At 69.8% G+C, this 24,047-nt stretch carries 21 protein-coding genes; 6 read left to right on the forward strand and 15 right to left on the reverse strand.

Features of this window, described 5'->3' with window-relative positions; translation table 11 throughout:
* Window positions 1-42: 42 nt before the first annotated feature.
* Window positions 43-576, forward strand: a complete 534-nt coding sequence (locus FKO37_RS24140) for an AAA family ATPase (protein WP_238605844.1) — start codon at window positions 43-45, stop codon at window positions 574-576.
* 6 nt (window positions 577-582) lie between these two features.
* Here FKO37_RS24140 and FKO37_RS24145 read toward each other — a convergent pair whose 3' ends face one another.
* From FKO37_RS24145 to FKO37_RS24160, 4 genes are all read right to left on the reverse strand, one after another.
* On the reverse strand, window positions 583-1,134 hold the full coding sequence (locus FKO37_RS24145; protein WP_238608425.1) for a hypothetical protein: 552 nt from the start codon (window positions 1,132-1,134) through the stop codon (window positions 583-585).
* A 94-nt stretch (window positions 1,135-1,228) separates the two neighbouring features.
* The gene (locus FKO37_RS24150; protein WP_134727391.1) at window positions 1,229-2,389 is read right to left on the reverse strand and encodes a sulfotransferase; all 1,161 of its coding nucleotides are present in this window, start codon (window positions 2,387-2,389) and stop codon (window positions 1,229-1,231) included.
* 10 nt (window positions 2,390-2,399) lie between these two features.
* On the reverse strand, window positions 2,400-3,179 hold the full coding sequence (locus tag FKO37_RS24155; RefSeq protein ID WP_238605845.1) for an SDR family oxidoreductase: 780 nt from the start codon (window positions 3,177-3,179) through the stop codon (window positions 2,400-2,402).
* A gap of 3 nt (window positions 3,180-3,182) precedes the next feature.
* A complete protein-coding gene (locus FKO37_RS24160) occupies window positions 3,183-4,352 on the reverse strand; it encodes a hypothetical protein (protein ID WP_238605846.1) in 1,170 nt (389 codons plus the stop codon).
* 85 nt (window positions 4,353-4,437) lie between these two features.
* Here FKO37_RS24160 and FKO37_RS24165 point away from each other — a divergent pair, with 85 nt between their 5' ends.
* A complete protein-coding gene (locus FKO37_RS24165; RefSeq protein ID WP_134727393.1) occupies window positions 4,438-5,328 on the forward strand; it encodes a helix-turn-helix domain-containing protein in 891 nt (296 codons plus the stop codon).
* Here the strand turns inward: FKO37_RS24165 and FKO37_RS24170 are convergent.
* Window positions 5,316-5,789, reverse strand: a complete 474-nt coding sequence (locus FKO37_RS24170; RefSeq protein WP_134727394.1) for a nuclear transport factor 2 family protein — start codon at window positions 5,787-5,789, stop codon at window positions 5,316-5,318. The genes FKO37_RS24165 and FKO37_RS24170 overlap by 13 nt on opposite strands.
* A gap of 82 nt (window positions 5,790-5,871) precedes the next feature.
* Between FKO37_RS24170 and cysD the strand changes: the two genes are divergently transcribed.
* Both cysD and cysC read left to right on the forward strand, forming a co-directional pair.
* On the forward strand, window positions 5,872-6,789 hold the full coding sequence (cysD, locus tag FKO37_RS24175) for a sulfate adenylyltransferase subunit CysD (RefSeq protein ID WP_134727395.1): 918 nt from the start codon (window positions 5,872-5,874) through the stop codon (window positions 6,787-6,789).
* Window positions 6,789-8,651: an adenylyl-sulfate kinase gene (cysC, locus tag FKO37_RS24180; protein WP_238605847.1), complete on the forward strand. Its 1,863-nt coding sequence runs from the start codon at window positions 6,789-6,791 to the stop codon at window positions 8,649-8,651. Before cysD ends, cysC begins: the two co-directional genes overlap by 1 nt.
* 11 nt (window positions 8,652-8,662) lie before the next feature.
* Here the strand turns inward: cysC and FKO37_RS24185 are convergent, their stop codons facing one another.
* The 3 genes from FKO37_RS24185 to FKO37_RS24195 all read right to left on the reverse strand — a co-directional run bounded on the left by FKO37_RS24185 (window position 8,663) and on the right by FKO37_RS24195 (window position 10,970).
* Window positions 8,663-9,367 carry a type 1 glutamine amidotransferase domain-containing protein gene (locus tag FKO37_RS24185; RefSeq protein WP_238605848.1) on the reverse strand — a complete coding sequence of 235 codons (705 nt, stop codon included), beginning with the start codon at window positions 9,365-9,367 and terminating at the stop codon, window positions 8,663-8,665.
* A complete protein-coding gene (locus FKO37_RS24190; protein ID WP_037811535.1) occupies window positions 9,364-10,308 on the reverse strand; it encodes an acetoacetate decarboxylase family protein in 945 nt (314 codons plus the stop codon). The genes FKO37_RS24185 and FKO37_RS24190 overlap by 4 nt, the downstream gene beginning before the upstream one ends.
* Before the next feature lie 80 nt (window positions 10,309-10,388).
* Window positions 10,389-10,970: a TetR/AcrR family transcriptional regulator gene (locus tag FKO37_RS24195; protein ID WP_037811537.1), complete on the reverse strand. Its 582-nt coding sequence runs from the start codon at window positions 10,968-10,970 to the stop codon at window positions 10,389-10,391.
* A 63-nt stretch (window positions 10,971-11,033) separates the two neighbouring features.
* Between FKO37_RS24195 and FKO37_RS24200 the strand changes: the two genes are divergently transcribed.
* On the forward strand, window positions 11,034-12,302 hold the full coding sequence (locus tag FKO37_RS24200; RefSeq protein ID WP_037811539.1) for an NADH:flavin oxidoreductase/NADH oxidase family protein: 1,269 nt from the start codon (window positions 11,034-11,036) through the stop codon (window positions 12,300-12,302).
* Here the strand turns inward: FKO37_RS24200 and FKO37_RS24205 are convergent.
* Window positions 12,271-13,902, reverse strand: a complete 1,632-nt coding sequence (locus FKO37_RS24205) for an ABC transporter substrate-binding protein (protein WP_134727399.1) — start codon at window positions 13,900-13,902, stop codon at window positions 12,271-12,273. The genes FKO37_RS24200 and FKO37_RS24205 overlap by 32 nt on opposite strands.
* Window positions 13,903-13,927: 25 nt before the next feature.
* Window positions 13,928-16,039 carry a hypothetical protein gene (locus tag FKO37_RS24210; protein WP_238605849.1) on the reverse strand — a complete coding sequence of 704 codons (2,112 nt, stop codon included), beginning with the start codon at window positions 16,037-16,039 and terminating at the stop codon, window positions 13,928-13,930.
* Between the two features lie 210 nt (window positions 16,040-16,249).
* Between FKO37_RS24210 and FKO37_RS24215 the strand changes: the two genes are divergently transcribed.
* On the forward strand, window positions 16,250-17,527 hold the full coding sequence (locus tag FKO37_RS24215) for a threonine/serine exporter family protein (RefSeq protein WP_238605850.1): 1,278 nt from the start codon (window positions 16,250-16,252) through the stop codon (window positions 17,525-17,527).
* Between the two features lie 334 nt (window positions 17,528-17,861).
* On the opposite strand, the gene FKO37_RS24220 is transcribed toward FKO37_RS24215, so the two are convergent.
* The 5 genes from FKO37_RS24220 to FKO37_RS24240 are packed head-to-tail and all read right to left on the reverse strand — an operon-like array spanning window position 17,862 to window position 23,995.
* Window positions 17,862-18,020, reverse strand: coding sequence for a hypothetical protein (locus FKO37_RS24220; protein WP_238605851.1), 159 nt, complete (start codon window positions 18,018-18,020; stop codon window positions 17,862-17,864).
* A 57-nt stretch (window positions 18,021-18,077) separates the two neighbouring features.
* Window positions 18,078-19,259, reverse strand: a complete 1,182-nt coding sequence (locus tag FKO37_RS24225) for an alkyl sulfatase dimerization domain-containing protein (protein ID WP_238605852.1) — start codon at window positions 19,257-19,259, stop codon at window positions 18,078-18,080.
* The gene (locus tag FKO37_RS24230; RefSeq protein ID WP_238605853.1) at window positions 19,259-20,584 is read right to left on the reverse strand and encodes an MFS transporter; all 1,326 of its coding nucleotides are present in this window, start codon (window positions 20,582-20,584) and stop codon (window positions 19,259-19,261) included. The genes FKO37_RS24225 and FKO37_RS24230 overlap by 1 nt, the downstream gene beginning before the upstream one ends.
* Before the next feature lie 50 nt (window positions 20,585-20,634).
* On the reverse strand, window positions 20,635-21,954 hold the full coding sequence (locus FKO37_RS24235; RefSeq protein WP_238605854.1) for an alkyl sulfatase dimerization domain-containing protein: 1,320 nt from the start codon (window positions 21,952-21,954) through the stop codon (window positions 20,635-20,637).
* Window positions 21,947-23,995, reverse strand: coding sequence for an acetate--CoA ligase family protein (locus FKO37_RS24240; RefSeq protein WP_238605855.1), 2,049 nt, complete (start codon window positions 23,993-23,995; stop codon window positions 21,947-21,949). The genes FKO37_RS24235 and FKO37_RS24240 overlap by 8 nt, the downstream gene beginning before the upstream one ends.
* Window positions 23,996-24,047: the final 52 nt, after the last annotated feature.

A 24,047-nucleotide genomic window follows, 5' to 3' on the forward strand; every position in this document is an offset into this window, starting at 1 on the left:
AATCGTTGGCGGACCGGCGGTGAAGACGGCAGGGTCCGCGGTGTGACGATCTTCCTGGTGACCGGCATCCAAGCGGCGGGCAAGTCGACGGTGGCGCAGGCGCTCGCCGAACGGCTGCCGAAATCCGTGCACGTGCGCGGCGACGCGTTCCGGCGGATGGTGGTCAACGGCCGGGTCGAGATGGGCCCGGCCGACCCGCCCGCCGAGGCGGTCCGCCAGCTGCGGCTCCGGTACGCGCTCGCGGCGCGGGTCGCGGACGGGTACGCCGACGCCGGATTCACCGTGGTGCTGCAGGACATCGTGCTCGGCGAGCACCTGACCGAGATGGTCGGCGCGCTGCGCACGCGCCCGTGTTACGTCGTGGTTCTGGCACCGAGCGCCGAGGTGGTGGCGCAGCGCGAAGCGACGCGGGGGAAGGTCGCGTACCAGCCGGGCGACACCGGGATCGCCGGGCTGGACGCGTACTTGCGGGAGAAGACCCCGCACCTCGGGCTCTGGCTGGACACGTCGGAGCTGACCGTCGGGGAAACCGTGGCCGCGATTCTTGCCCGCGCCGAAGCCGAAACGGCGGTCTGACCGGCGTCAGTTCGGCGGCTGCTGCGGTCCCTCGCCCGGGTTGGACTGCGGCGGCAGCGGCTGGGAGTAGCCGGACTGCTGACCGGGGTCCTGCTGGGGATATCCAGGCTGGGGCTGCGCGGGATAGCCCGGCTGCGCGTATCCGGCCTGCGGATACCCGTACCCGGTCTGCGGATACCCGGGCTGTCCGCCCGTCGGATACCCGCCCGGCGCGAAACCGGGCTGCGGCGCGCGGCCGCCCTTCGCGATGCCGAGCACGACCAGCAGCCACGACAGCACTTCGAGCACGCTGAGCGTGAGGCCCACGATCGTGAAGATCGTCGTCATCTCGGAGGTGCTCAGGTGGTCCGACGCCATCCACGACGCGACGTTCGCCAGCATGATCCGCCAGACGATGTCCAGCGCCGTGGTGACGAGCATGACCGCGAAGGCGGCCACCATCAGCCCGGAGCCGCCGCGCGAGCGCCGGTTGATCGAGAGGATCAGGCCGAACAGCCCCACGATCAGCAGCAACGCCTGCGGGAGGATCTGGAGCACAGTGTTGGTGAAGGTCGTCATGCCTGCTCTCCGCTCGAGGAACGTCGGGCAGATCCTAGGGCGCGGCCCCGTCCGGCGCGGCCGGTTCGCCGAACATCCCGGTCTCGAAACGGCTTCAACTTCGGTGCGCGGGACGATATCCGGCGAACCGCTCGTCGACCTCCCCGGCGGTCAGGCCGAAATCGGCGAGGTCGTAGCGGTGCCGCGGTTTCGCGTCCCCGGTGCGGCTCCGTTCGTGCAGCGCGGTCATCGCTTCGCGCGCTTGCGGGGCGAGATTCAGGCCGAAGTGCTGGTAGACGCCCTCGACGGTGCCGATCGGGTCGGCGACGAAGTCCTCGTACCGGACGTCGCAGAACTGCGCGGGATCGTGCCGGGCGCGGGCGGCGGCGAACTGTTCCGCGCCGCGGGCCCACAGATCGAGCTGGCTGCGTCCGACGACCTCGCCGCGGAAGGTGTCCGACCAGCCCTCCGACGCCTGTTCGGTGAGGCTGCAGACCGAGGCGATGATGGTGCTGGGCGCGCGGTGGGTCTGCACGATCAGCGCGTCCGGGTAGACCTCCAGCAGCGCGTCGAGGGCGAACAGGTGGCTGGGGTTCTTAAGCACCCAGCGGCGGCCGGCGTCGGGCAGGCCGATGAGCTGGAGGTTGCGCCGGTGCCTGCGGTAGGCGTCGGTCCAGTCCTGGCCGTCGAGCCAGCGCGAGTAGCCGGGCACGTGCGCGAGGCATTCGTACGAGACGGATTTCAGCGACTGCCGCAGCAGTTGCCAGCATTCCTCGACCTGGTCGGCCGACATGTGGTGCAGGCCCATGAACTCCGGATGCTCGACGTGGTGCTGTTCGTATCCGGCCTGGATCGCTTGGAAGACCGGGTTGTCCGGCCACGTCTCGCGCGGCGGGCGCGGCTGCGGCATTTCGGTCAGCCACACCTCGAGGCCCTGGTGCGCCGGGTCTTCGGTCAGCAGCCGGTGCAAGGCCGTAGTCCCGGTGCGCGGCAGGCCGGTGACGAAGATCGGCCGGTCGATGGGCACGTCGGCATACTGCGGATGCTGTTTCCACGAGGCTTCGCTCAGCAGCCGCGCGACCAGCGCGCCGCGCAGGAAAGCCCGGTGGACTTTGTTGCCGTACGGGGTCAGATCCGCTTCGGTGGCATAGGAATCGAGCAGCACGCGGAGGCCTTCGAGGTGGTCGTCGCCGCCGAAATCGTCGAGGCCGGTGAGTTTCGCGGCGGACGCGTGGAGGTCTTCGACCGTGCCGACGCTGTCTCGTCCTGGACGCATGCTCTTCCCCTCAGTGATGGTATTCGCCGGCGTTGACGTCGAGGCATTGCCCGGTGACGCAGCGGGCGAGCGCGGACGCGAGGAACACGACGGTGTCGGCGATCTCGTCCGGTTCCGGGAGACGGCGCAGATCGATCGTCTCCGCTGTCTCCGCGTACACCTGCTCCGCGGGCACGCCGCGTTCCTTGGCCAGGTAAGCGAAATACCACTTGAGCGAATCCGCCCAGATGTAGCCCGGGGCGACCGAATTGACCCGGATCCCTTGCGGGCCGAGTTCCGACGCGAGGCTCTGCGCGAGCGCGAGCAGACTCGCCTTGGCCATTTTGTACGCGCCGAAAGTGCGGCGGGAATGCCGCAGCACGGCCGAGTTGATCATCACGACCGAACCGGCGCTTTCGGCGAGCGCGGCGGTGCAGAGCCGGGTCAGCCGGAGCGCGGCGAGCACGTTGGTCTCGAACCCGGCGCGGACCGCGTCGAGGTCGACTTCGGCGAGGTCGGTGATCGGCGGGATCGCGAAAGCGTTGTTCACCAAGGTGTCCAGCCGCCCGAACTCGTTCAGCGCGGTCTCGACGAGCCTGGTCGCCGAGGCGTCGTCGGTGATGTCGGTCGGCGCCTGCACGGCGCGGCGGCCGAGCGCTTCGACTTCGGCGGCGACCTCGGCGAGCCGCGATTCGGTGCGGGCCGCGAGCACGACGTCGGCCCCGGCGGCGGCGGAACGCAGGGCGATGGAGCGGCCCAGCCCGGGGCCGATTCCGGACACGAGAACGACTTTGCCGGTCAGGAGGTCCATGGGTCAGCCCAGCATCCTGGCCGCCACGGCAGCCTGTCGCGCGGCGATCCGCTCCGCCCATTCCTCGGGGGTCACGCGAGCCTCCTTGTGGTACGGCAGCCGGTCAGCGAGTTCGCCGAACTTCACGACCTCGACCTCCGGACCGTCCTCGGCGGTCAGTTCCCGGGAAAGCCGCTGCCAGCGGATCTGGACGTAGCCGCGGTCGTGCCCGGTGCGTTCGAGCCAATTCGCGACGCCGGGGTCGCGTTCGCTGATCACGAACCGCATCCTGCCGTCCGGGTCGACGCGGGCCTGGTCGGCGGTGAGGCTGGTCTGGTGGTTCAGGTAGTCCAGCGAGACATACCAGGTGCTGCCGAGCTGGATGCCCTGGTACGGCGCGTCCGAGCGGGGCACGGTGACGATCATGACCTCGTCGTCGGCGAGTTCGTAATGCCCGGCCGAGGAGTACTGCGTGGGCAGGCCGCCGGGCGTGCTGCGCGGTTCGGTCATCGTGTTCACCGGCAGGTTCAGGTAGAACCACTTGGGGAAGGCGAGGAACGTCTTGATCCGGCTGAGCAGGATCTTTCCGGTGACGCCGTAGCGTTTCTCCATCGCGGTGCGGGTCAGCGCGGGCGGCGCCTGGCCGGTGGTATCGGCGCAGCGGAGCTGGATCGTGCCGCGGCGTTCGGTCGCCCAGTCGCTGTAGACCTCGCGGACGACGAGCATCGACGACCCGGGGCCGAGCACGAAATAGCCGGGCTCCGGGTCGGGTTTCGCCGGGCCGAAGCGGATCTCGAAGGAACCGTCGGCGGCGATGGGGATCTCGCGGTCGTCGAAGGCGGTCATGCTGTCGGGCACCTCGACCGGCGTGTAGTCCCCGTTGAGGACCTGGAAGCTGAGGTCGGCGGTGGTGCCCCGGGTGCCGGTGACGACGTACTCGCGGTCCTCGCGGATGTTCGCGTTGAAGTACAGGGTGTCCGGGTTGTCCAGGCCCATTTTCGTGTACGGGCCGGTGGAGAGGGTGAAGTACGGGAAGTCCCGGTCGTAGGCCCACGCGGTCTGGACCGAGGCCCGGATGCTGCCCGCGAGGTAGTCGTACCCCTCGACCAGGTCCTGTTCGGTTCGGACGTGCGGCGCCTCGGCGATGATCTTTTCGGCTTCGGCGATCGCGCCGGCGAGCGGTTCGGTCAGCACCGGAGACTCCTCACTGGTCCAGATCTGTACCGGAGTGGTACGTTCACGGTCGGTTGAGACTAGAACGTGTTCTAAGGACGGGTCAATGGCGGTTACCCGGCGCTCGCCGCCGACGCAACGGGTCGTGCGGCTGCTGGACTATTTCGCGGCCCGGCCGGGCCAGCGCTTCGGGCTGTCCGCGCTGGCCCGCGAACTGGACCTGAGCAAGCCGACCTGCCTCGGCATCCTGACCGAGCTGACCGCGAGCGGTTACGTGGTCCGCGACCCGAGGACCACGACCTATCGCCTGGGGCCGGCGATGATCGCGGCCGGACGCGCGGCGGGAGAAGGCTTCGGCGCCAGCGAAATCGCCCGCACGCACCTGGAAGAACTCAGCGCCCGGTACGAGGCGACCTGCACCGCGTCGGCGGTGGTCGACGGGCGCATCCTGATGCTGCAGAGCGCCGGGCCGGGCAAGGTGCGGCTCGGCGAGACGTATCCGTTCGCGCCGCCGGTCGGGCTCATGTACGTGCTGTGGGACGCCGATTCCGCCTTCGACGCGTGGCTCGCGACGCCGCCCGCGGTGCCGGTCCGGCTGGATGAGACGTACCTGCGGCGTGTGGTCGCGGAGTGCCGGGAACACGGGTATCTGGTGGAAAGCCTGACGTCGGCGGGCCGTCGGCTCTACACCCTGATGGCCGGGGTGGCGGCCGGCGATCTGCCGCCCGAGGTGCGCGGACTGGTCGGCGAGCTGGTGTCGAGCCTGGGGGAGCGGGTGTACCTCGGCGCGGACCTGGAACCGCGGAAGAAGCACGCGGTGAGCCTGGTCGCCGCCCCGACCTTCGACGCGTCGGGGCGGCAGGAGCTGGTGCTGACGTTGTCGGTCGGGGAGCCGATCACCGGCGCGGAAATCGCGCGGCGGGGTGCGGCGCTGGCCGCGGTCGCGGACGCGGTGACCGCCGAGGCGGGCGGGGTCCGTCCGGATCAGGCGGGCTGACCCCACATGTTCGCCGTCAGCTTCCAGCCCGGCTGGTCCTTCATCGAGACCAGCGTTTCGTACAGCCGCTCGTACCCCGTGCTGCTGATCCGCCAGACGCCGTCTTCGCGCCGATAGGTGTCCTCGTAGTACGCGGCGCCCTCGATCACCACCCGGTGCTCGGCGACGATCACCTTGTCCTGGAACAGCCACCGCCCGGTCGCGGTGTCGCCGTCGATCTCGATCTCCGGGTGGCCGGCGAAGTGCATCGTCGTGATGCCGGGGCCGACGGTGGTGCGCAGGAACCCCATCAGCGCGTCGCGGGTGTCGAACTTCAGCGGTTCGCCGTAGGAGGGCGTGCCGTAGTGCACGCGGGCGTCGGCGGTGAGCGTCTCCGCCATCTCGTCCCAGCGCTTCAGGTCGAGGCACCGGAGGTAGCGGAATTTCACGCGGCGGATGTCTTCGAGTGCGGCCAGGTCCATGCGCTCAGGGTCCTCCGCCGCTTGACCGAGTGCAAGAACCTGTTCTACTTTTCTGTCCTCGAACCTCGGAAGGGCGGATCCGATGGCGTCCCAGGCACCCCCGGCTTACGAGCTGAGCCACCTCGGTGCGCTCGAAGCCGAAGCCGTGCACGTCTTCCGCGAGGTCGCGGCCACCTTCGAATGGCCGGTGCTGCTGTTCTCCGGCGGGAAAGACTCGATGGTGATGCTGCACGTCGCGGCGAAATCGTTCTGGCCCGCGCCGTTGCCGTTCCCAGTCATGCACGTCGACACCGGGCACAATTTCGACGAGGTGATCCGGTTCCGCGACGAAACCGTTGAGCGCTACGGATTGCGGCTGCTGGTCGCGAGCGTCCAGGACGACATCGACGCGGGTCGCAGCGTCGAGGATCCGAAGGCGGGCCGGAATCGGCTCCAGACAGCGACATTGCTGCGGGGCATCCGCGAAAACGCCTTCGACGCGGTGTTCGGCGGCGCGCGCCGCGACGAGGAGAAAGCCCGGGCCAAGGAACGCGTGTTCAGCTTCCGCGACGAGTTCGGGCAATGGGATCCCCGGCGGCAGCGTCCGGAATTGTGGAATCTCTACAACGGCAGGCATCGCAAGGGTGAGCACATCCGGGTATTCCCGCTGTCGAACTGGACCGAGCTGGACATCTGGCAGTACGTCGAAGCCGAAGACGTGACCCTGCCGTCGCTGTACTACGCGCACCGCCGGTCGGTGGTCCAGCGCGACGGGATGCTGCTCGCCGACACCCGGTTCCTCACCGTCGCCGAGGGCGAAGTTTCTTATCCGGCAACGGTTCGCTTCCGCACGATCGGCGACGCGACCTGCACCGGGTGCGTCGAATCGACCGCTTCGTCACCGGCGGAAGTGGTGGCCGAGGTCGCCGCGACGCGGGTGACCGAACGCGGCGCGACCCGGGCCGACGACCGGATTTCCGAGGCCGGAATGGAAGACCGCAAAAAGGAAGGCTACTTCTGATGAGCGCCGGGGACCGGGTCACGACGGTGCGGCTCGCCACCGCGGGCAGCGTGGACGACGGCAAATCGACCCTGATCGGCCGGCTGCTGTTCGATTCGAAGACGGTGTTCAGCGACCAGCTCGAAGCGATCGAGCGCACCAGCCGGGACCGCGGCGACGCGTACCCGGACCTCGCCCTGCTCACCGACGGCCTGCGCGCGGAACGCGAACAGGGCATCACTATCGACGTCGCGCACCGGTATTTCGCCACGCCCAAGCGGAAGTTCATCATCGCCGACACCCCGGGACACGTGCAGTACACCCGGAACATGGTCACCGGAGCGTCCACTTCGGACGTCGCGCTGATCCTGGTCGACGCGCGCAAGGGCGTGCTCGAACAGTCGCGCCGGCACGCGTTCCTCGCCAGTCTGCTGGGCATCCGGCACCTGGTGGTGTGCGTGAACAAAATGGACCTGGTCGACTGGTCGCAGGAACGGTTCGAGGAAATCCGCGAGGACTTCCGCCGGTTCGCGATGAAGTTGCAGACCCCGGATCTGACGTTCGTGCCGATGTCCGCGCTGCACGGCGACAACGTGGTGCACCGGGGCGCGAGCATGCCTTGGTACGAAGGCACTTCACTGCTGCACCACCTGGAACAGGTGCACGTCGCTTCCGACCGGAACCTGGTCGACGCGCGTTTTCCGGTGCAGTACGTGATTCGCGAGCACAGCCGGGATTTCCGCGGCTACGCCGGGACGGTGGCGGGCGGCGTCTTCAAGCCCGGCGACGAAGTGACCGTGCTGCCGTCCGGATTCACCACGACCGTGCGCGCGATCTGGGGACCCGGCGGGGTCGAGGTCCCCGAGGCGTTCGCGTCGCTGGCGGTGACCATCGAGCTCGCCGACGAACTGGACCTCAGCCGCGGCGACCTGATCTGCCGTCCGGGCAACCGTCCGCACGTGGGCCAGGACGTCGACGCCATGGTGTGCTGGTTCTCCGACCAGGCCTCGCTTGCTCCGGGCGCGAACTACCTCGTCCGGCACACCACGCGCGAGACCAAGGCCGAGGTCCAGGCGCTCGACTACCGGCTGGACGTCACCACGCTGCACCGCGACGAGACGGCGGAGTCGTTGTCGCTCAACGAAATCGGCCGGATCCGGCTGCGGACCCGGCAGCCGCTGCTGTTCGACCCCTACGCCCGCAACCGGCCGACCGGCGGATTCCTGCTGGTCGACGAACACTCGGGCGACACCGTCGGCGCGGGCATGATCACCGGCCCGAGCGCGACCGCGCCGAACGTGGTCTGGCATCCCGCGGCGGTCTCGCGCGACGAACGTGCGACCCGCGGCCGGACAGTCTGGCTCACCGGGCTGTCGGCCTCGGGCAAGTCGAGCGTGGCCGTGGAACTGGAGCGCAGGCTGGTCGCCTCGGGCCGCCCCGCGTACCTGCTCGACGGCGACAACCTCCGGCACGGGCTCAACGGCGACCTCGGCTTCGCCCCGGCGCAACGAGCCGAGAACATCCGCCGCGTCGCGGAGGTCGCGAAGCTGTTCGCCGACGCCGGGGTGGTGGCGGTGGTGTCGTTGATCAGCCCGTACCAGGCGGACCGCGAACTCGCGCGAACCGTGCACGAAACCGCCGGTCTGCCGTTCTTGGAGGTCTTCGTCGACACTCCGCTCGAAGTGTGCGAGGACCGCGATCCGAAGGGCATGTACGCGAAGGCGCGCGCGGGCGAAATCACCGGGTTCACTGGAGTGGACGCGCCGTATGAACGCCCCGCGTCCCCGGATCTGGTGCTGCGCCCGGAAGACGGTGACCCGGCAGCGATGGCTGCGCTGGTTCTCGACGCCCTGGAGCTGTCAGCCGATGAGCGTAAGGCGTGACGTCGTTCGCGCTAGGCGGCGGAGACGTCTTGGATGATGCGGCGTGCGAGCGCGGCTGAGGATCCGGGGTTCTGTCCGGTGTAGAGGTTGCGGTCCACCACCACGTGCGACTTCAGCGGCAATCCCGAGGTGTAGTCCGCGCCCGATTCCTTGAGCCGGTCTTCCAGCAGCCATTTGGCTTTCCACGCGAAGGGGTTGACGCGTTCTTCGATGTTGGACAGGCCGGTCATCCGGTAGCCCGCGAAGGGCCAGCTGCCGTCCGGGTTTCTCGCGGCCAGCGCCGCCGCCGGAGCGTGGCACAGCAGCGCGAGCGGCCGGGCCGAGGAGAGCCGTTTGGTCAGCAGGGCGCCGGAAACCGGGTCGACGGCGAGGTCTTCCATCGGGCCGTGGCCGCCGGAGTAGAAGACGACGTCGAAGTCGTCCGGGTCCAGTTTGGACAGGTCGGCGGGGTGTTCCAGGACGGGGGAGAGGCGGTCGAGTTCGGCGCGCAGTTTCTTGGCGGTGTGCGGGAGCACGCCGCCTTTGACGCCGAGGCTGAGCTGGTCGGCCACGGGCGGTTTGCCGCCGGGGGTGGCGACGGTGACGTCCCAGCCTTCGTCGGTGAACAATGTGTAGGGGACGACGAATTCCTCGGCCCAGAACCCGGTGGGGTGCTCGGTGCCGTCCTTCAGCGTCCAGACACGGGCGGCGGAGAGCACCTGCAGAACCTTGGTCATCGCGAAACTCCTTGCTGGGGAACCGAATACGGGACCGGCAGGTGCAGGGCGAGCTGGCCTTCGGCGAGCACGTCCAGCCGGACCGGGCGGGTCGGCTTGAGCGAGCGCAGGTCGTGGCTCATCCGGCCGCGGCCGAGCTTGAGATCGACGTCGCGCGGGAAGGACGTGCTGCCGGACGACAGCGCGTTGGTCTGGCTGAGCGTCGAGTGCCAGGCGCCGTTGATGGTGGTGTACGAGGTGAGCGTCGAAACGCGTTCGCCGCTGGGGTGCCTCGTCTGCGCGGGCGTGGCGGCCGACAGCGCCAGGTCGAGTTCGCCGGCGTCGTTGGCGACCCGCGCGGTGGTGCGGTTCGCGTCGATGTCGACGTCCAGTTCGGTGACCCACTTGGGGAAGCCGTAGCCGTCGTGGCCGCGGACCTGCGCGATGTCGGTGTTGACCGGCAGCGAGAGGACGTAAGTGTCCAGGTGGTCGTTCTTGAGCGCGGCCACCAGGTCCACGAACCCGAGCTTCCCGTGCCGCGCGGGCCGGACCGCGACGCCGACGGCGGCCTCGGTGTAGAAGTCGATGTCGCACACGTCGTAGCGGAAGAACATCACCGACACCAGGCCGAGGCCGGGCGCGACCTCCAGCGGCGCCAGCTCCCGCGGCAGCCGGGCGCGGATCGCGCGGGACCGGGCGAGCATGGTCAGCCGGGCCGAGGACATCCGGTAGTAGAAGTTCGGCGTCAGCGTCGGGCCGATCGGCGACTCGACCTTCGTCTTGGGCAGGCCGCGGAAGAACTCGACGCCGCTGACGCGCGGGTCGCGGGCCACCTCGTCGAGGTCGGTGTCCATCCGGTAGCGGTCGAACAGCCCGCTCTCGGGAACGGCGACGCGGCGGCCGCCGAGGTCGACCTCCACTGTTCCGGTCCTCGCCGGGCTGTCCTGGCTGGACGGTGCCATCGGGGTGCTCCCTCACGTCATGTGTGCAGTGCTTACATCAAGGTAGGCTGCGATGTGAGCACTGTCAACACCGGGAGTCGTCAGTCACCCGGCCGGGCGGCGAAGACTGCGGTGAAGGACGCTCGGACCTGGTTCGCGACGTCGTCGGCGGAGGTGCTGGCGAGCTTGCCGTCAAGGTGCAGGCAGGCCAGTCCGTGCACCAATCCCCATCCGCCGACGGTGATGCTGGCCAGGTCGGCGTCGGGGAACACGTTCGCGACGGCGCGGGCGAGCGTCTCGTGCACCGCGGCTGCCGCGGTGACGCGATCGTCGTTCGTGTCGTCGCAGGCGTTGCCGAACATGAGCCGGAACAGCGCTGGGCGGCGGAGGGCGAAGTCGACGTACGCGACGCCCAGTTCGGCCAGCTCGGCGACCGTTTTCGGCGTGGTGTCGGCTTGGTTCAGGTCGGCATCGAGGTCGCGCAGACCCTGGGCGGCCAGCGCTGATTCCAGGGCGTCGCGATCGGCGAAATGCCGGTACGGGGCGGTCGGGGAGACGCCCGCTTTCCGGGCGACCGCCCGCAGGGAGAACTGCTCGCCCTGCTCGAGCATCCCCATCGCGGTCGTCAGCAGGGCTGCCCGCAGATCGCCGTGATGGTAGCCGTCCTTCGTGGAAGTTGACACTGCTTACATCGCCTCCTACTCTTATGTGAGCACTGCAAACATACCGCATGGAGCGAAGGAATCATGACGACCTCGCCGCTGTTCACGCCATTCGCGCCCGCCCACGGGCCCGCGCTCGCCAACCGGATCGTCAAAGCGGCCATGGAAGAGAACATGGCCGGCCCCGGGCAACTGCCCGACGAGCGCATCCGCCGCCTGTACCGGCGCTGGAGCGAAGGCGGCGCCGGACTGATCATCACCGGCAACGTGATGGTCCACGCTGAAGCGATGACCGGGCCGGCGGGCATCGTCCTGGACGACCAGTCGCCGCTGGAGCCGTTCCGCGCGTGGGCGGACGCGGCCAAGAGCGGCGGTGCACGGGTGTGGATGCAGATCAACCACCCCGGACGCCAGGTGATGGCGAACATGCCCGGCGTCGCGTGGGGTCCGTCGGCGGTCAAAGTGAACCTCGGCAAGCAGAGCAAACGGCTCGCGCAGCCGACCGAGATGACAGCAGTCCAGATCGGACAGACTGTGGCGAGGTTCGCCGAGACCGCGCGTCGTGCCGAGGAGGCCGGGTTCGACGGGGTCGAGATCCACGCCGCGCACGGATACCTGCTGTCACAGTTCCTGTCGCCGCTGGTCAACCGGCGGACCGACGAGTGGGGCGGGAGCCTGGAGAACCGGGCGCGGCTGCTGCTCGACATCGTGCGAGCCGTGCGCGACGTGGTCTCCCCGGCGTTCGCGGTCGCGGTGAAACTGAACTCGGCGGACTTCCAGCGCGGCGGGTTCGACGCCGCGGATGCGAGCCGGGTGATCGAGATGCTGGCTCCGCTCGGTGTCGACGTGGTCGAGCTGTCCGGCGGCAGCTACGAAAGCCCGGCGATGTCGGGTCGTTCGGCCGACGAGCGCACGGTGGCGCGAGAGGCGTACTTCCTGACTCTGGCCGAGGAACTCGCCCAGACGAGCCCGCTGCCGTTGATGCTGACCGGCGGCATCGTCCGGCGGCCGGTCGCCGAGCAGGTACTGGCCGGGGGCATCGACCTGGCCGGGATGGGGACGGCGCTGGCGGTGGATCCCGACCTGCCGAAGAAGTGGCTCCACGGCGAGGATGCGGCGGTGGAGCTGGCACCAGTGGCGATCAAGGACAAAGCGCTGGCTTCGGCCGCTGGGATGGCTCGGGTACGTCGGCAGCTACGGCGGGTCGGGGCGGGCCGTACGCCGCGGTTGCGGACGAATCCCAAGCTGGCGCTGGCGAAAGAGACCGTCCTGCAGCAACGCGCGTTGCGTCGCTACCGCGGCTGGCTCGACGACCGAGGCGTCAGCAGGACGTTTTCGGCACCGCAGTCGTGACCGCCTTGTTCCACGCTGTCGCGGTGGATCCGTCGGCCCTGATCTCGACGACCGGGAACGGCTTCTCCACCGGGTTGCCGTACTGCGCCTGATCGGGGCTGAACTGGATGGTCCCGCTCGCACCCTGGACGGCGTTCTGGCAGCGCATCTCCTCGATGAGGCCGATTTGGGACAGCGGCGTGCGCACCACCGTGTCGGCGTTGCCGTTCGCGGCGCGGCGGGCGGCCATGACGGCGACCATCATGGCGTCATGGGCGAGGATGCCTTCGCCGCTGCCGAGGTCGGCGACGGAGAACGTCAGCGGGGCGGCGCCGTCGTCCGCGCGGACGGTCTGGCCGTCGCACACGCCGGGTTTGCCGGTGAAGACCGACTGGAAAGTGTTGTAGGCGGCCTGTTCGGCGCTGCCGTTGCACGGACCCCATTCGTCCGGGCTGGCGAGCGAGGTGAACAGCACGCGGACGTGGCCGCCGCGGACGGCGTCGCGGAGGCTGGCCTCGTTGATCGCGGAGCCGCCGTCGTCGCCGGTGACGACGGTCAGTTTTCCGTTGGCGCACGGCGTGTTCCCCTGCGTCCAGGACTGCACGAACGGCCCGAGGTCGGTGCCGCGGCCGGTGAAGTAGACGACCGTCGGCGCGACTGAGCAGAGATTTTGGTTCAGGTACGCGAACTGGGTGAGCAGCGGGTCGGCGCGGGAGACGTCGTGCGGCAGCGCGCCCGGCGAGGTGAACGGGAACCGGTGCGCGGCGGGCATTTCCTTCACCGCCCGCGAGCCGAGGGTCTGGGTGTAGTCGTCGCCGGGGATGTTGTCCTGCACGATCGCGACCCGCGACGGATCCGGCTCGATGCTCGCGATGAACCGGGCGGCGGCTGCCACGGAATGCGTGTTGGTGGGCGAGGTGCGGAAGAACCCGGTGTTGAGCTTGCCCTCGGGGGTGAGGTTCATGGTGTCCCCGGTGACGGTCGCGCCGATCACCGGCAGATGCGCCTGCGCGGTCAGTTTCGCGGCCGCCGCGCGGGTGTTGTCCATGCTCTGGCCGAGCCCGATCACCGAGACCACGTGGTTGCCCGCCGCGTGCTCGGAAATCTTGTCGACGGCCTCGGACCAGCTCGCGTACTGGCTGCCCATGTTCGCCAGGAACAGCTTCACCTTCGGCACGCTGCCCTGGAACGCGGCGGTGTGGTTGGCCCGCCACGCCCCGGCGATCGCGCCCTCGATGTCCGGGTACAGATCGGGATAGAGCCGGGTGTCGACGCCCTCGTTCGGCGACATGTCCTGGAACAGCACCACGGACACGTAATTGTCCGTGATCGCCGCGTTGTTGGCCCGGACCGCGGCTTCCAGCTCCCGCATGTGCTCCGGCTCGTTCTGCCGGAACTGCGCGCTGTCCAGGTTGATGCCGACGCACGCGTCGTTCGCGTCCGCGGTCATGCCTTCCCCGCACCGCGCGAACAACGGCGGGACGAGCAGGCCCGCGGCGACGAGGACGACCACCGTCAGCGTGGCGAAACTGGTCGCCAGCACCGGACGCCGCAGCACCCAGTAGGCCAGCCGCGGGAATCGGTAGGTGAACCAGCGCAGCAGCTTGCGAATGCGGTCCATCACGCTCCTGTCGGGAAAGAGGCTTTCACCGGCCGCCGAATTGCGCGGCGGCGTCGGTCAGCGCGTCGGTGTCGTCACGGGCCGCGTAATTGCCGGCCAATCTGGTGAAGTTCTTGGAGATCCGCTGGTCGTGCGCCGGGCTGGGAACGGTGTGCGGATCGTGGTAGAGCCAGAGCCGCGCGACGATGCTGGTGATCGCGGCTTCGGCGGACTCCCGTCCCGGCTGCCCGTCCGGCACGAGCTTCGCGACGCTGTCGTCGGTCGGCTCGACCGCGGCCAGGCGGCACGGCGCCCGCGTGATCTGGTCGACCAGCCGGACCCAATCCGGGTGCCCGCTCTTGGCGAATTCGGTGACCAATTCGTCGACGACGGCCGCGAAGTTGTCGCAGGCGAGGGCGTAATACAGCCGCCGGGCCTGGTCCTCGGCCTCGCCGGTCGGCTCGGCGCAGGTGTTCGCCATCCGCCGGAACACCTCGGCCCACGTCATGGCTACCGGATGGCGGTCGGCGGCGCTCTGCGCGTGCAGACCGGCCAGCAGGCAGGCGAGGAGCCACGGGTGCAGGGCCGCCGGGTGTTCCCGCCCGGGGACGGCGACCGGCCACAGCCGCGAGGGCCGGGCGGCGAAGGTGCTGACCCACAGGTTTTCCCGCAGTGCGCGCAGGATGTCGTTCGCGTCGGGGAAGGCGGCCGGATCCAGCGGGGCCGACTGTCCCGGCTGGCCGAGCCGCACCCCCACCGCGACCGCCTGCGGAACGACGGCCGGCAGCGAGTCCGCCAGCAGCGACCGGGGCAGGAAAGAGGTCAGCGCGCGTTCCCACAGCGCGATTCCGTTGTGCGGCTGGAACAGCAGCGACCGGGCGGGCGGGCCGGCGTCGTCCGGCAGTTCGCCGGCGCGGCGGCCGATCTCCTGCGCGGCGGCGGGCAGGCCGCCGGAGAGCCGCTGGACGAACTCGTCGAAGACAGCCGGTTCCCAGCCGTCCGGCGGGGTCGGGGCGAGCTTGCGCAGCACTTCGGGACCGGGCGGGTCCAGCCACACTGGATACCACGCACGGGTCGGGGAGTCGCCCCGGTCGGCAGTGGCGGCGAGATGATGGGTCCACTGCTTGAAATCGGCCTGGGAGAGCAGAGGGATCGGCCGCTTGTCCGGGCAGTCCGCCTTCGTCCGCCACGGTTCCCGCCACCAGTGCCCCCAGGCGGACGACCACCGGTCCATCGCCGCCACGATCAGCAGCGGATCGCGTTCAGGCAGCCGATTCTGCCGTGCACGCACGAACGCGGAGAGGAATTCGCGGCCGGCGGGGGTGGCATCGACGTTGTCGATCAGCAGCGCCCAGGCGTGCTCGTGCGGGACGTCCTGTCTGTGCGGGGCCAGGCATTCGCACCGGCGCACCGGCGTCGTCCATTGATCGGCACTGCGCGACAAATCGGTCAGGAACGCGTTCAGCACGTGTGGGACCGGGTCCGAACTGCGCTGGCTCAGGTCGATCAGCGAGTCGATCGTGCTGGCTCCCTCCAGCAAGCCGCTGAACCATTTCAGCGCCTGCCGCACGCTTCGCCGCCGCCGGTTCGCGAGCCGCAGCAGCGCGCCGATTCCGCTGCTGACCGCTTGCTGGACGGCGGGTCCCGGCACCTGCGCGCCGATCCCGGACAGCGACAGCGCGAACCGGACCGCCTCGCCGGCCAGGTCCGCGACCGGGTGCTCGTCGCCCTGGTGCAAGTAGCTCCCGACGAGCTGGAGGACGTGCGCCCGGGCCGCGTCCCGGTCCTGCGGCAGGGTTTCGTTCAGTGCCAGCAGGGAAAGCCCGACGCGGTGGAAGGCCGGGTCGCGCGGCAGGTTGTCCCAGTGCCGGGCGAGTAGGAAGGACACGTACGCCGCGGCGGAGATCGGATCGGCGACCTGGGCGTCCTGGAAATCGAGCCGGGCGTGGACGAGCGTGCCGCCGCAGGCTCCGGAGATCGTTTTGAGCGCGGTGCTCTTGCCCGAACCCTTCGGCCCGAGCAGCGCGACGACCGGCTCCGGCACGGCCGTTCCCGCCGCTGGTCGCCGGAAGGCTTGCCGGACAAAGAGTTCTGCGGCGGTCAGCACGTGCGGTTCCCCCAGGTCCTGCCGTTCGGCGCGCGATGCGGTACGAGGCACGGCAGAAGGTGTATCGGTTCAGATGTGGGCCGTGTCACAGGTTTCGCGGCGGTTCACTCCAAAGTGTGGCCCTCGCGGTCGCTCGCGCAAGCGGCTGTCCGGGGGTGTTCTGCTAAGCGGAAGTCAGGATCCGCCACGATCGGGCGAAGGGTTCCGTTCGGCGCGTTCGCGGGCGCTTTCTTGTCGGGGCGGCTGCTTAAAGTGCGGGGCATGGCAGTGGACGAGCGCGAACGGGCGCGACGGGTGCTGAGCTTCGCCCTCGAGGTGGCGATGCAGATGTTCCGGCAGGGCATCGAAACTGCCGTCGTCGTGCGCACAGTCCGCGGGCTGGCCGCGGCGGGCGGCATCGAGGATTTGCGGATTTCGGTGGGAGTACGGGCAATTCACCTCCAATACTGCGGCGGCGGGGGAGAACCGCTGGTGCTGTTCGGGAGCGTGCAGGCGAACGACGCGCGCGACATCGGCCGGATGGGAGATTTGGAGGCGCTCGCCGTCCGCGCCGCCGCCGGTACGATTTCGCCTGCCGAAGCCGAGCGCGACGCCGGAATCCTCGCTCAAGCGGGGCCGACTTGGCCGTGGTACGTAAGTTTGCTCGGCGGATGCCTGCTCGCCGCGATGATTTGCCTTCAGGCGAACGGAACCGCGCTCGCCGCGGCGGTGTCGGCCGGGTTGTTCGTTCTCGCCAACCGGGTGGGTTGGGCGTTGAGCACGGTCGGCATCGCGGAGTTCTTCCAGGTCGCGGCCAAAGCCAGCACGGTGCTGGTCGTCGCGATCTCCTTGCTGTCGCTCGGAGTGCTCACCGGGCACGAGGCGGCGAGCCTTTCGGCGGCGAACCTGGTGCTGCTGTTGCCGATCCTGTCGCTGGTGTCGCTGGTCGAGGACGCGGTCGGCGACTTCCACCTGATGGCGGCCGCCCGGATCGTGACGGTCCTGCTGCTCACCGGGGCGATCGCGACCGGCGTGATGGTCGTGGTGTCGGTGGCGAACGACCTCGACATCCTCGGCGCGGCCAGCCGGGTGCAACTCGCCGCGCTGCCGCTGGCCCTGGTCCCGGTGACGGCCCTGGTGGGTGCACTGGGCAACGCGATCCTGATGGGCACGCCCGCGCGCTGGTGGCTGCTCGCGTGCGGGGCCGGGATCGTGACGTCACTGGCCAACTGGACGGGCCGGTCCGCGCTCGGCCTGTCGGCTCCGGTGTCGATTTTCCTTGCCACGACGGTGTTAGGTGTGCTGGCGGGGGTGGCTTCGCGGACGCTGAAGGTGCCGACCGCGGTGGTCACGATCCCGGGCTTGACGGGTGCGGTGCTGCCGGGGCCTGCGCTGTATTTGAGCCTGTCGCAGGTATTCGCACGGATCCCCGGCGCCTGGGACGCGGTAGCGGAGGCGATTGTGTCCACCGCAGCGATCGGGGTCGGCGTTGTGCTCGGGTTGCAGCTCGCGGCTTTGCGCCGACCTGAGGCTGCGGTGTCGGGGGCTCCTCTTGCTTAGCCGAGGGCGAAGAATGTGGAGGTTCCTGTCGTGGTTGTCTCGACCACGCTTGCCTCGGTTGCTGCGGTCTGTGCTTCCGAAGGTCGGCGCTGGCCGGAGGCCAACTGTCGCCGCGGTATCACCAGCCGCTGCGGTAGAAACTCCGCGAGACGTAACTGCTGGCTTCCTGCGCCCGCACCGCGCGCAGCTCTTCCTTCATCGCCCGCGCCTGCCTCATCAGTGGATCGTCGCTGGGCGCGCGTCCGTCGCCGCGCAGCCGTTCGGCGTGGTCGAGTACCGCGTGCTTGCACGTGATCCCCTCGGCGCTGGCCGGTCGCCAACTGTCGCTGCGGCATCACCATCCGCTGCGGTAGAAACTCCGCGACACGTAACTGCTGGCTTTCTCTGCCCGTACGGCGCACAATTCGTCCTTCATCGCCCGCGCCTGCCTCGTCAGTGGATCGTCGCCGGGCGCGCGTTCGTCACCGCGCAGCCGTTCGGCGTGGTCGGGCACCGCGTGCTTGTCGGTGATCCCTTCGGCGCTGGGCGGACGCCAAGTGTCCCCGCGGCATCACCACCCGCTGCGGTAAAAACTCCGCGACACGTAACTGCTAGCCTCCTCCGCCCGCACTGCGCACAGCTCTTCCTTCATCGCCCGAGCCTGCTTCACCAACGGATCATCGCCAGGCGCGAGCGCCAGCAAATCGATGACATGCAACGCCTCCTGCACCCGCCCGTCACCGCGCAGCCGTTCGGCGTGGTCGAGCACAGCCTGCTTGTCCGTGATCGCCTCCGCGCGGGCAGCGGCCGCGACGTCCGGGCGGGACGGGTGCAGGGTCGTCGGGTTTCCGTCCCACCACCCGGTTTCCGAGCGGACTATGTCCCGGACGATGTACTCCCGGTGCCCGTAGTGCTCGCGCATCCACGGCACGTCGAACAACTCGGCCGGGTACCGGAGATCGTGCACGATGTCGTCCATCCTCCGGCCCCGGTTGAGCTCGTCCACCACCGCGCTGCGCAGCCACCGGAGCGCGGCGGCGGTCATGGTGAGCTGCCGGACCGGGTCCTCGCGCACCACCGGGCCGAATTCCGGCACCAGGACCGCCGGGTTGAGTGCGGCGAGCCGGTCCAGGGTGTCGGCCCAGCGGACGGTGTCGCGCATGGTCCGCATGGGCGTCCCGATGTTGGGGATGCCGTTGATCACCGCGGCACTGCCGTACAGAACCCGTTGGGAAGGCAGCCACACTGCGGTCACGTCATCGGTTTCGGAGGGCGCCCACAGCAGCCGGACGTCCGGGGTCAACGTCAGCGCTTCCCGGTAGGTCTGGTCGGGGAAGGTGAGCGGCGGGGGAGCCGACAGATCGTCCATCGGACGGCGGAACTGCCGGGTGTTGATGTGGTTCTGCAATCCGGCCGTCTCGAGATACCGCTGGTAGCGCCGGACGACGTTCTCGTGCGCCACGACGGTCGGGCGGCGTTCGCCGTGCGCGGCCGCGTAATCGAAGAATCCGGGAACGCCGTAGTTGTAGCCGAGATGCCCATGGCTGTAGACGATCCACCGCACCGGTTCGCGCAGCTGGTCCAGCACCGGCGCGACAAGGTCCGGGGACGGTCCGGTGTCGACCACGACGAGGCCCGACGCGGTTTCCACCGCCAGGCTGTTGCCCTGCAAGCCGATCGAGCGCACGCCGGGCGCGACCTCGGTGATCCGGCCGCTGCCGTAGAGCGGGTTTTTGGTGTCCTGGAAAGGCATCAGCGAACCACCTCGGTGCGGAGCCCGAGCCGCCGCGCGGTGCGGTCGGGATTGACGAAGAAGACGGCCAGCAGACCGCCCGCAATGGACAGCAGGCCGCTGATCGTGAAGGCGAGCGTGAAGCCGCTGACCGGCGACGAAGCGGCCTGGATCAGCCGTCCGGTGAGGTACGGGGCGAGCAGTCCGGCGGTAGTCACCAGGCCGACGGTGATGGACAGCACCGCGCCGCGCTGGCGGGTCGGGCTGATCTCGGCGTTCATCGTGACGCCGAGCGCGAACACGACCCCACCCAGGCTGAACGCGACGGTCAGCAACGCGATCTGGAACCAGCCGCCGGTGTGCGGGAACAGCAGCATCGCGAGCCCGGAGATCAGCACCGCGATCCCGCCGAGCACGCCGCGCGCCACCCGGCTCGACACGCCGCGCCGCATCAGCCGGTCGCTCAGCGCGCCCTGGGCGAGGTTGAACACGACCGAGGCGATCCACGGCAGCGCGACCAGGGTCCCGGTGGTCACCGTGCTGTAGTGCAACGCCGTTTCCAGGTAGTGCGGCACCCACGCGACCAGCACGGCCAGCGCCCAGTACGCGGCGAATCCGGCCAGGAACCCGCCGAGCCAGGTGCCGTTCAGCAGGATCCGCCGGTACGGGACACGCGGTTCGTCCGCTTCGGACTTGACCGCGTTCGCGTGCACCGACGCGGTTCCGGCGACCTTGCCCTCCCGCCCGAAGATCGCCCACAGCACCGACCACAGGAGGCCGACGACGAGCAGCGCGAAGAACGCCCACCGCCAGCCGTACCCGACGATCAGCGCGGTCAGCAGCGGCGACGCGAGCGCCACGCCGATGCCGGAACCGGCGTTCAGCAACGCGCTCGGCAGGCCGCGTTTCTCGTTGGGGAACCACTTGTACGCCGCGTGCATGGCCAGCGGGTTCGCCGGGCCCTCCGCGGCCCCGAGCACGATCCGGCTGACCAGCACCGCGCCGAACCCGACAGTGCCGAGCATCGGGGCCTGCGTCAGCGCCCAGACGACCCCCAGCACCAGCAGGATCCACTTGGTCGGCACGCGGTTCGACACGAAGCCGACCACGATCGCGGAAATACTGAACAGGAAGTAGAACCCGCTGCTGATCAGGCCGTACGCCTCGGGCGACAGGCCGAGATCGTGCATCAGCGGTTTCGCGGCGAGGCCGAGCACGGCCTTGTCCGCGAAGTTGATCAGCATGAACACCAGCAGCAGCCCGGTGACGACCCAGCCGCGGGCGCTGGTGCCGCGGGTGCGCGCGCCGGCGGCGGTTTCGGCGGGGAGAGCGGGAGCGTTCATCATGGGGTCCCCATTTCAACGTCGTTGTCGGACGGGGTGGTGCGGAAGGCGGGTCAGAAGGCCCAGCGGGTGCGGCCCGCGGTGCGGGCGCGCAGTTGTTCGGCGCGGTCGGTTCCGTCGAGCACGGCTTGGGATTCGGCGGCGGCCCAGGCGTAGACGCCCTTGGCCATCGTCGAGGTCGCGGCCTTTTCCAAGGCGGTGAACACTTCCGCGCGGGCGGTGTGCGCGGTTTCGTCGTCCGGGGCCGCGTCCACGGCGAGCTGGGCGAAGTGCCCGGCCAGCCGGTGTTCGCCGGCGGTGAGCAGTTCCCGTGCTCGCGCGGCCAGCCGGTCGGAGCCGCCGGACAGGTCGGCGAGTTCGCGGGACAGCTCGGCGCGGCGCGCGGGTTTGAGGTTGGCCGGGTTGCCGTCGTACCAACCGCCGTAGAGCCGCCAGACGTTGCGGACGACGAACTCCGGCTCGTCGTAGGACGGTTTGAGATACGGCTTGGCCAGCAGTTCGGCGGGCGCGGTGACGCCGTGCACGACCTCGTCGAGCGTGGCTCCCGCGTTCATCGCGTCCACGGTCTGGTCGTGCAGGGTCTCGAGGAACTCGGCGGTGTCGGACAGCGCGGTCCGGATGCGGTCCGCGCCCACGATCGGCACGCCGTGCCCGGGCAGCAGCAGCTCCGCGCCCAGCCCAGCCATCCAGCGCAGCGCCCGCGCCCACTCGGCGGCGTAGCGCTGGACCTTCTGCGGGTTGCCCGGGTTGGGGGAGGACCAGATGAAGAAGTCGCCGCAGCACAGGATTTTCCGGTCGGGCAACCACGCGATCGTGGCGTCGTCCGTCTCGCCGCGGCCGTGCTTCAACTGGACGTCCAGGTCGCCGATCCGCAGGGTCGTGGTGTCGCGGTAGGTGACGTCGGGGTGCCGGTAGCGGTCCGGCCAACGGAATCCGGGCGACTGGAACTGCCGCTGGTTGATCACCGTGTTGTAGCCGCGGGTGCGTTCGTACCGCTCGAAGCGCGGCGGCGTGTTCTCATGGGCCAGCACGGACGGGCGACGCCAGCCGCGCTCCTCGGCTTCGAGGTCGAACGGGCCGACGCCGAAGACGTGGTCGATGTGGCCGTGCGAGTAGACGGCGGTGTGCAGCGGCGCGTCGGTGCGGGCCCGGGTTGCGCCGAACAGGTCCTTCGCGGTGCGGCGTTCGCCGGTGTCGAAGCAGAACAGGCCGTCGGCGGTGGGGAAGAGGAAGACGTTGCCGAACGCCGGCCACATCCAGACGCCCTCGGCCAGCTCGTGCAGACCGTCCTTGCGCAGCGTGCCGGTGTGGTAGACGCGGGTGTCGGCCTCGCCTCGCCAGACCTTGTCGGCGTAGTCGAGCAGGTCAGTCACGGGATGCCTCCTGAGCGTTCTCGGTGAAGAGCGCGTCGACGGCGACCAGGTCGTCGCCGGTGACGCAGAGCGGGTTGAGGTCGGCTTCGGCGAATTCCGGATGGTCGCCGAGGATGCGGACGAGCCCGTCGATCCCGGCGGCGACGGCGGGGACCGGTGCGGCGAGGACGTCGCCGGCCCACGCGGCCAGTTCCGTCCGCTGCTCTGGGGTAGCCGGGAGCAGCAGCGCGCGCCGGGGTGCGGTGGGGTCTTCGGCGCGGTCGCCGCCGGCGCCGAGGACGATTGCCGTGCCGTACAACGGGTCTCGTGTCGCCCCGAGGGCGAGCTCGGCGGTGTGCGGCAGCAGGGGTTGCACGACGAGGGTGCGGTCCGGGTCGGTGGAGACCTCGTCCAGCCGCGCTTGGAGGGTGTCCAGCACCGCGGGCAGTTCAGCCGCCGTGACGCCGACGCGGACGAGTCCGGCCCGGGCCCGGTGCGGCACGTCGGCGGCGTCGCCCTTGACCACATACGGCCCCGGCCAGCCGTTTTGTCTTATCTTGGCGGCAAGATCGACCCCGGCGACGGTGTCCACGTGCGGGATGCCAGCGCCTTCCAACAGCGGAATGGCACGCAGTTCAGTCCACACTGGACGGTCATCGGCCGCGGCGTGGTGCGCGGGCTCGGGGACCCGGTCGGGCACCAGCACCCGAAGCCGACGCACGAGAGCGCCGATGCTGGGCAGCACGGTGTCCGGCCGTCCGACGCTCGCCAGCTCGCCGGGCGGCGCGCAGGCCCAGACGAACCACGTCGGCGTCCGCATCGCAGCGGCGGCCGCGGCCAGCCGGTGGTAGGGCTCGCGGAACCGGTCGCCGAACGTCAGATAGAGCACGACGCCGTCCAATTCCGGGTCCTCGTCGAGCGCGCCGAGCAGATCGCCGACCCGGTCGAGCCAGCGGTCGATGTTGCCGCCGAGGTCGACGGGGTTCTCGTCGGCGGCCTCGACGCCGCCGACCTCCGCGAGTTTCGCGCGCGTCGCACCGGAAAGCGGCGGAATCCGCACTCCCAGCGCGGTCAGGTTGTCGGCGAGGATGCCGCCCGCGCCACCGGACATGGTGAGCACGGCGAGCCTTGGTGCCGGGGGAAGCGTCGTGCCTTTGCGGGCGCAGAGCACCGCGTCCACGAGTTGGTCGTCGTCGGTGACCAGGTGGATTCCTTCCTGACGGCACAGCGAAGCGAGCAAGAAGTGATCACCGGCGACGGCCGCCGTGTGCGACAGCGCGGCCTGTCGTCCGGCGGCGCTGCTGCCCACCGCGAGCGCGACCACGGTCTTGCCCGCCGCTCGCGCCTGACGGCCGAGCGCGCGGAGACCATCCGCGTCACGCACGCCTTCGAGGTAGAGCACGAGCACCTCGACGTCCGGCTGGTCGAGCAGATCGCTGCCGATTTCGTGGCTGGACAGGCAGGCTTCGTTCCCGACGCTCGCGTAGTAGGAGTAGCGGATCCCGGCCTGTTCGAGCAGGTCAGCGAGCACGAACCCCATCGCGCCGCTCTGCGTGACGATCGCGATCGGACCCGGCGGCACGCGCTCGCGGTCGAGGAAAACCGTCGTCGACAGCTGTACTCCGGCCGGGTGGCTCACCACGCCCAGGCAGTTCGGGCCGAGCACCGGCAGGTCCCCGGCGGCTTCGCGCAGTTCGTCTTCCAGCGCGGTGTTGCCGCCCTCGGCGAAACCCGACGCGAAGACGACGACCGCTCCGGAGCCGAGTTCGCGCGCCTCCCTGACCAGCGCGGGAACCGTTTCCGCCGGGGTCGCGAGGACCACGAGGTCGGGGCCGTAGCCGATCTCGGCGAGCGAGCCGACCGTGCGGACGCCGGGCAGATCGAGCGGGCGGCGGGAGACCGCGAAGACCTCGCCGCCGTAGCCGCCGCGCAGCAGCCGGTCCAGCGCGATCCGTCCCCAGGAGAGCGCGGTGGTCGCGGAAACGCCGACCACGGCGACCGATTTCGGGCGGAACAGCGGCTCGCAGCGCATCGGTGCGGGACCTCCTGTGATCGCGGTCATGGACACAACCCCAACTGTCGCCGCTGGCCTCTCCAGCTGGTAGCGCACATTG

This window comes from Amycolatopsis sp. Poz14 (genome assembly GCF_006704225.1).
Taxonomy (GTDB): Bacteria; Actinomycetota; Actinomycetes; order Mycobacteriales; family Pseudonocardiaceae; genus Amycolatopsis; species Amycolatopsis nivea.

Bases quoted from the DNA above. Each gene is read 5' to 3' on its own strand.
- cysD (WP_134727395.1), top strand. From the start codon at position 5,872: ATGGCGTCCCAGGCACCCCCGGCTTACGAGCTGAGCCACCTCGGTGCG.
- FKO37_RS24150 (WP_134727391.1), bottom strand. From the start codon at position 2,389: ATGCGTCCAGGACGAGACAGCGTCGGCACGGTCGAAGACCTCCACGCG.
- FKO37_RS24215 (WP_238605850.1), top strand. From the start codon at position 16,250: ATGGCAGTGGACGAGCGCGAACGGGCGCGACGGGTGCTGAGCTTCGCC.
- FKO37_RS24170 (WP_134727394.1), bottom strand. From the start codon at position 5,789: ATGGACCTGGCCGCACTCGAAGACATCCGCCGCGTGAAATTCCGCTAC.
- FKO37_RS24200 (WP_037811539.1), top strand. From the start codon at position 11,034: ATGACGACCTCGCCGCTGTTCACGCCATTCGCGCCCGCCCACGGGCCC.
- FKO37_RS24190 (WP_037811535.1), bottom strand. From the start codon at position 10,308: ATGGCACCGTCCAGCCAGGACAGCCCGGCGAGGACCGGAACAGTGGAG.
- FKO37_RS24155 (WP_238605845.1), bottom strand. From the start codon at position 3,179: ATGGACCTCCTGACCGGCAAAGTCGTTCTCGTGTCCGGAATCGGCCCC.
- cysC (WP_238605847.1), top strand. From the start codon at position 6,789: ATGAGCGCCGGGGACCGGGTCACGACGGTGCGGCTCGCCACCGCGGGC.
- FKO37_RS24165 (WP_134727393.1), top strand. From the start codon at position 4,438: ATGGCGGTTACCCGGCGCTCGCCGCCGACGCAACGGGTCGTGCGGCTG.
- FKO37_RS24240 (WP_238605855.1), bottom strand. From the start codon at position 23,995: ATGACCGCGATCACAGGAGGTCCCGCACCGATGCGCTGCGAGCCGCTG.
- FKO37_RS24205 (WP_134727399.1), bottom strand. From the start codon at position 13,902: ATGGACCGCATTCGCAAGCTGCTGCGCTGGTTCACCTACCGATTCCCG.
- FKO37_RS24225 (WP_238605852.1), bottom strand. From the start codon at position 19,259: ATGCCTTTCCAGGACACCAAAAACCCGCTCTACGGCAGCGGCCGGATC.
- FKO37_RS24230 (WP_238605853.1), bottom strand. From the start codon at position 20,584: ATGATGAACGCTCCCGCTCTCCCCGCCGAAACCGCCGCCGGCGCGCGC.
- FKO37_RS24145 (WP_238608425.1), bottom strand. From the start codon at position 1,134: ATGACGACCTTCACCAACACTGTGCTCCAGATCCTCCCGCAGGCGTTG.
- FKO37_RS24185 (WP_238605848.1), bottom strand. From the start codon at position 9,367: ATGACCAAGGTTCTGCAGGTGCTCTCCGCCGCCCGTGTCTGGACGCTG.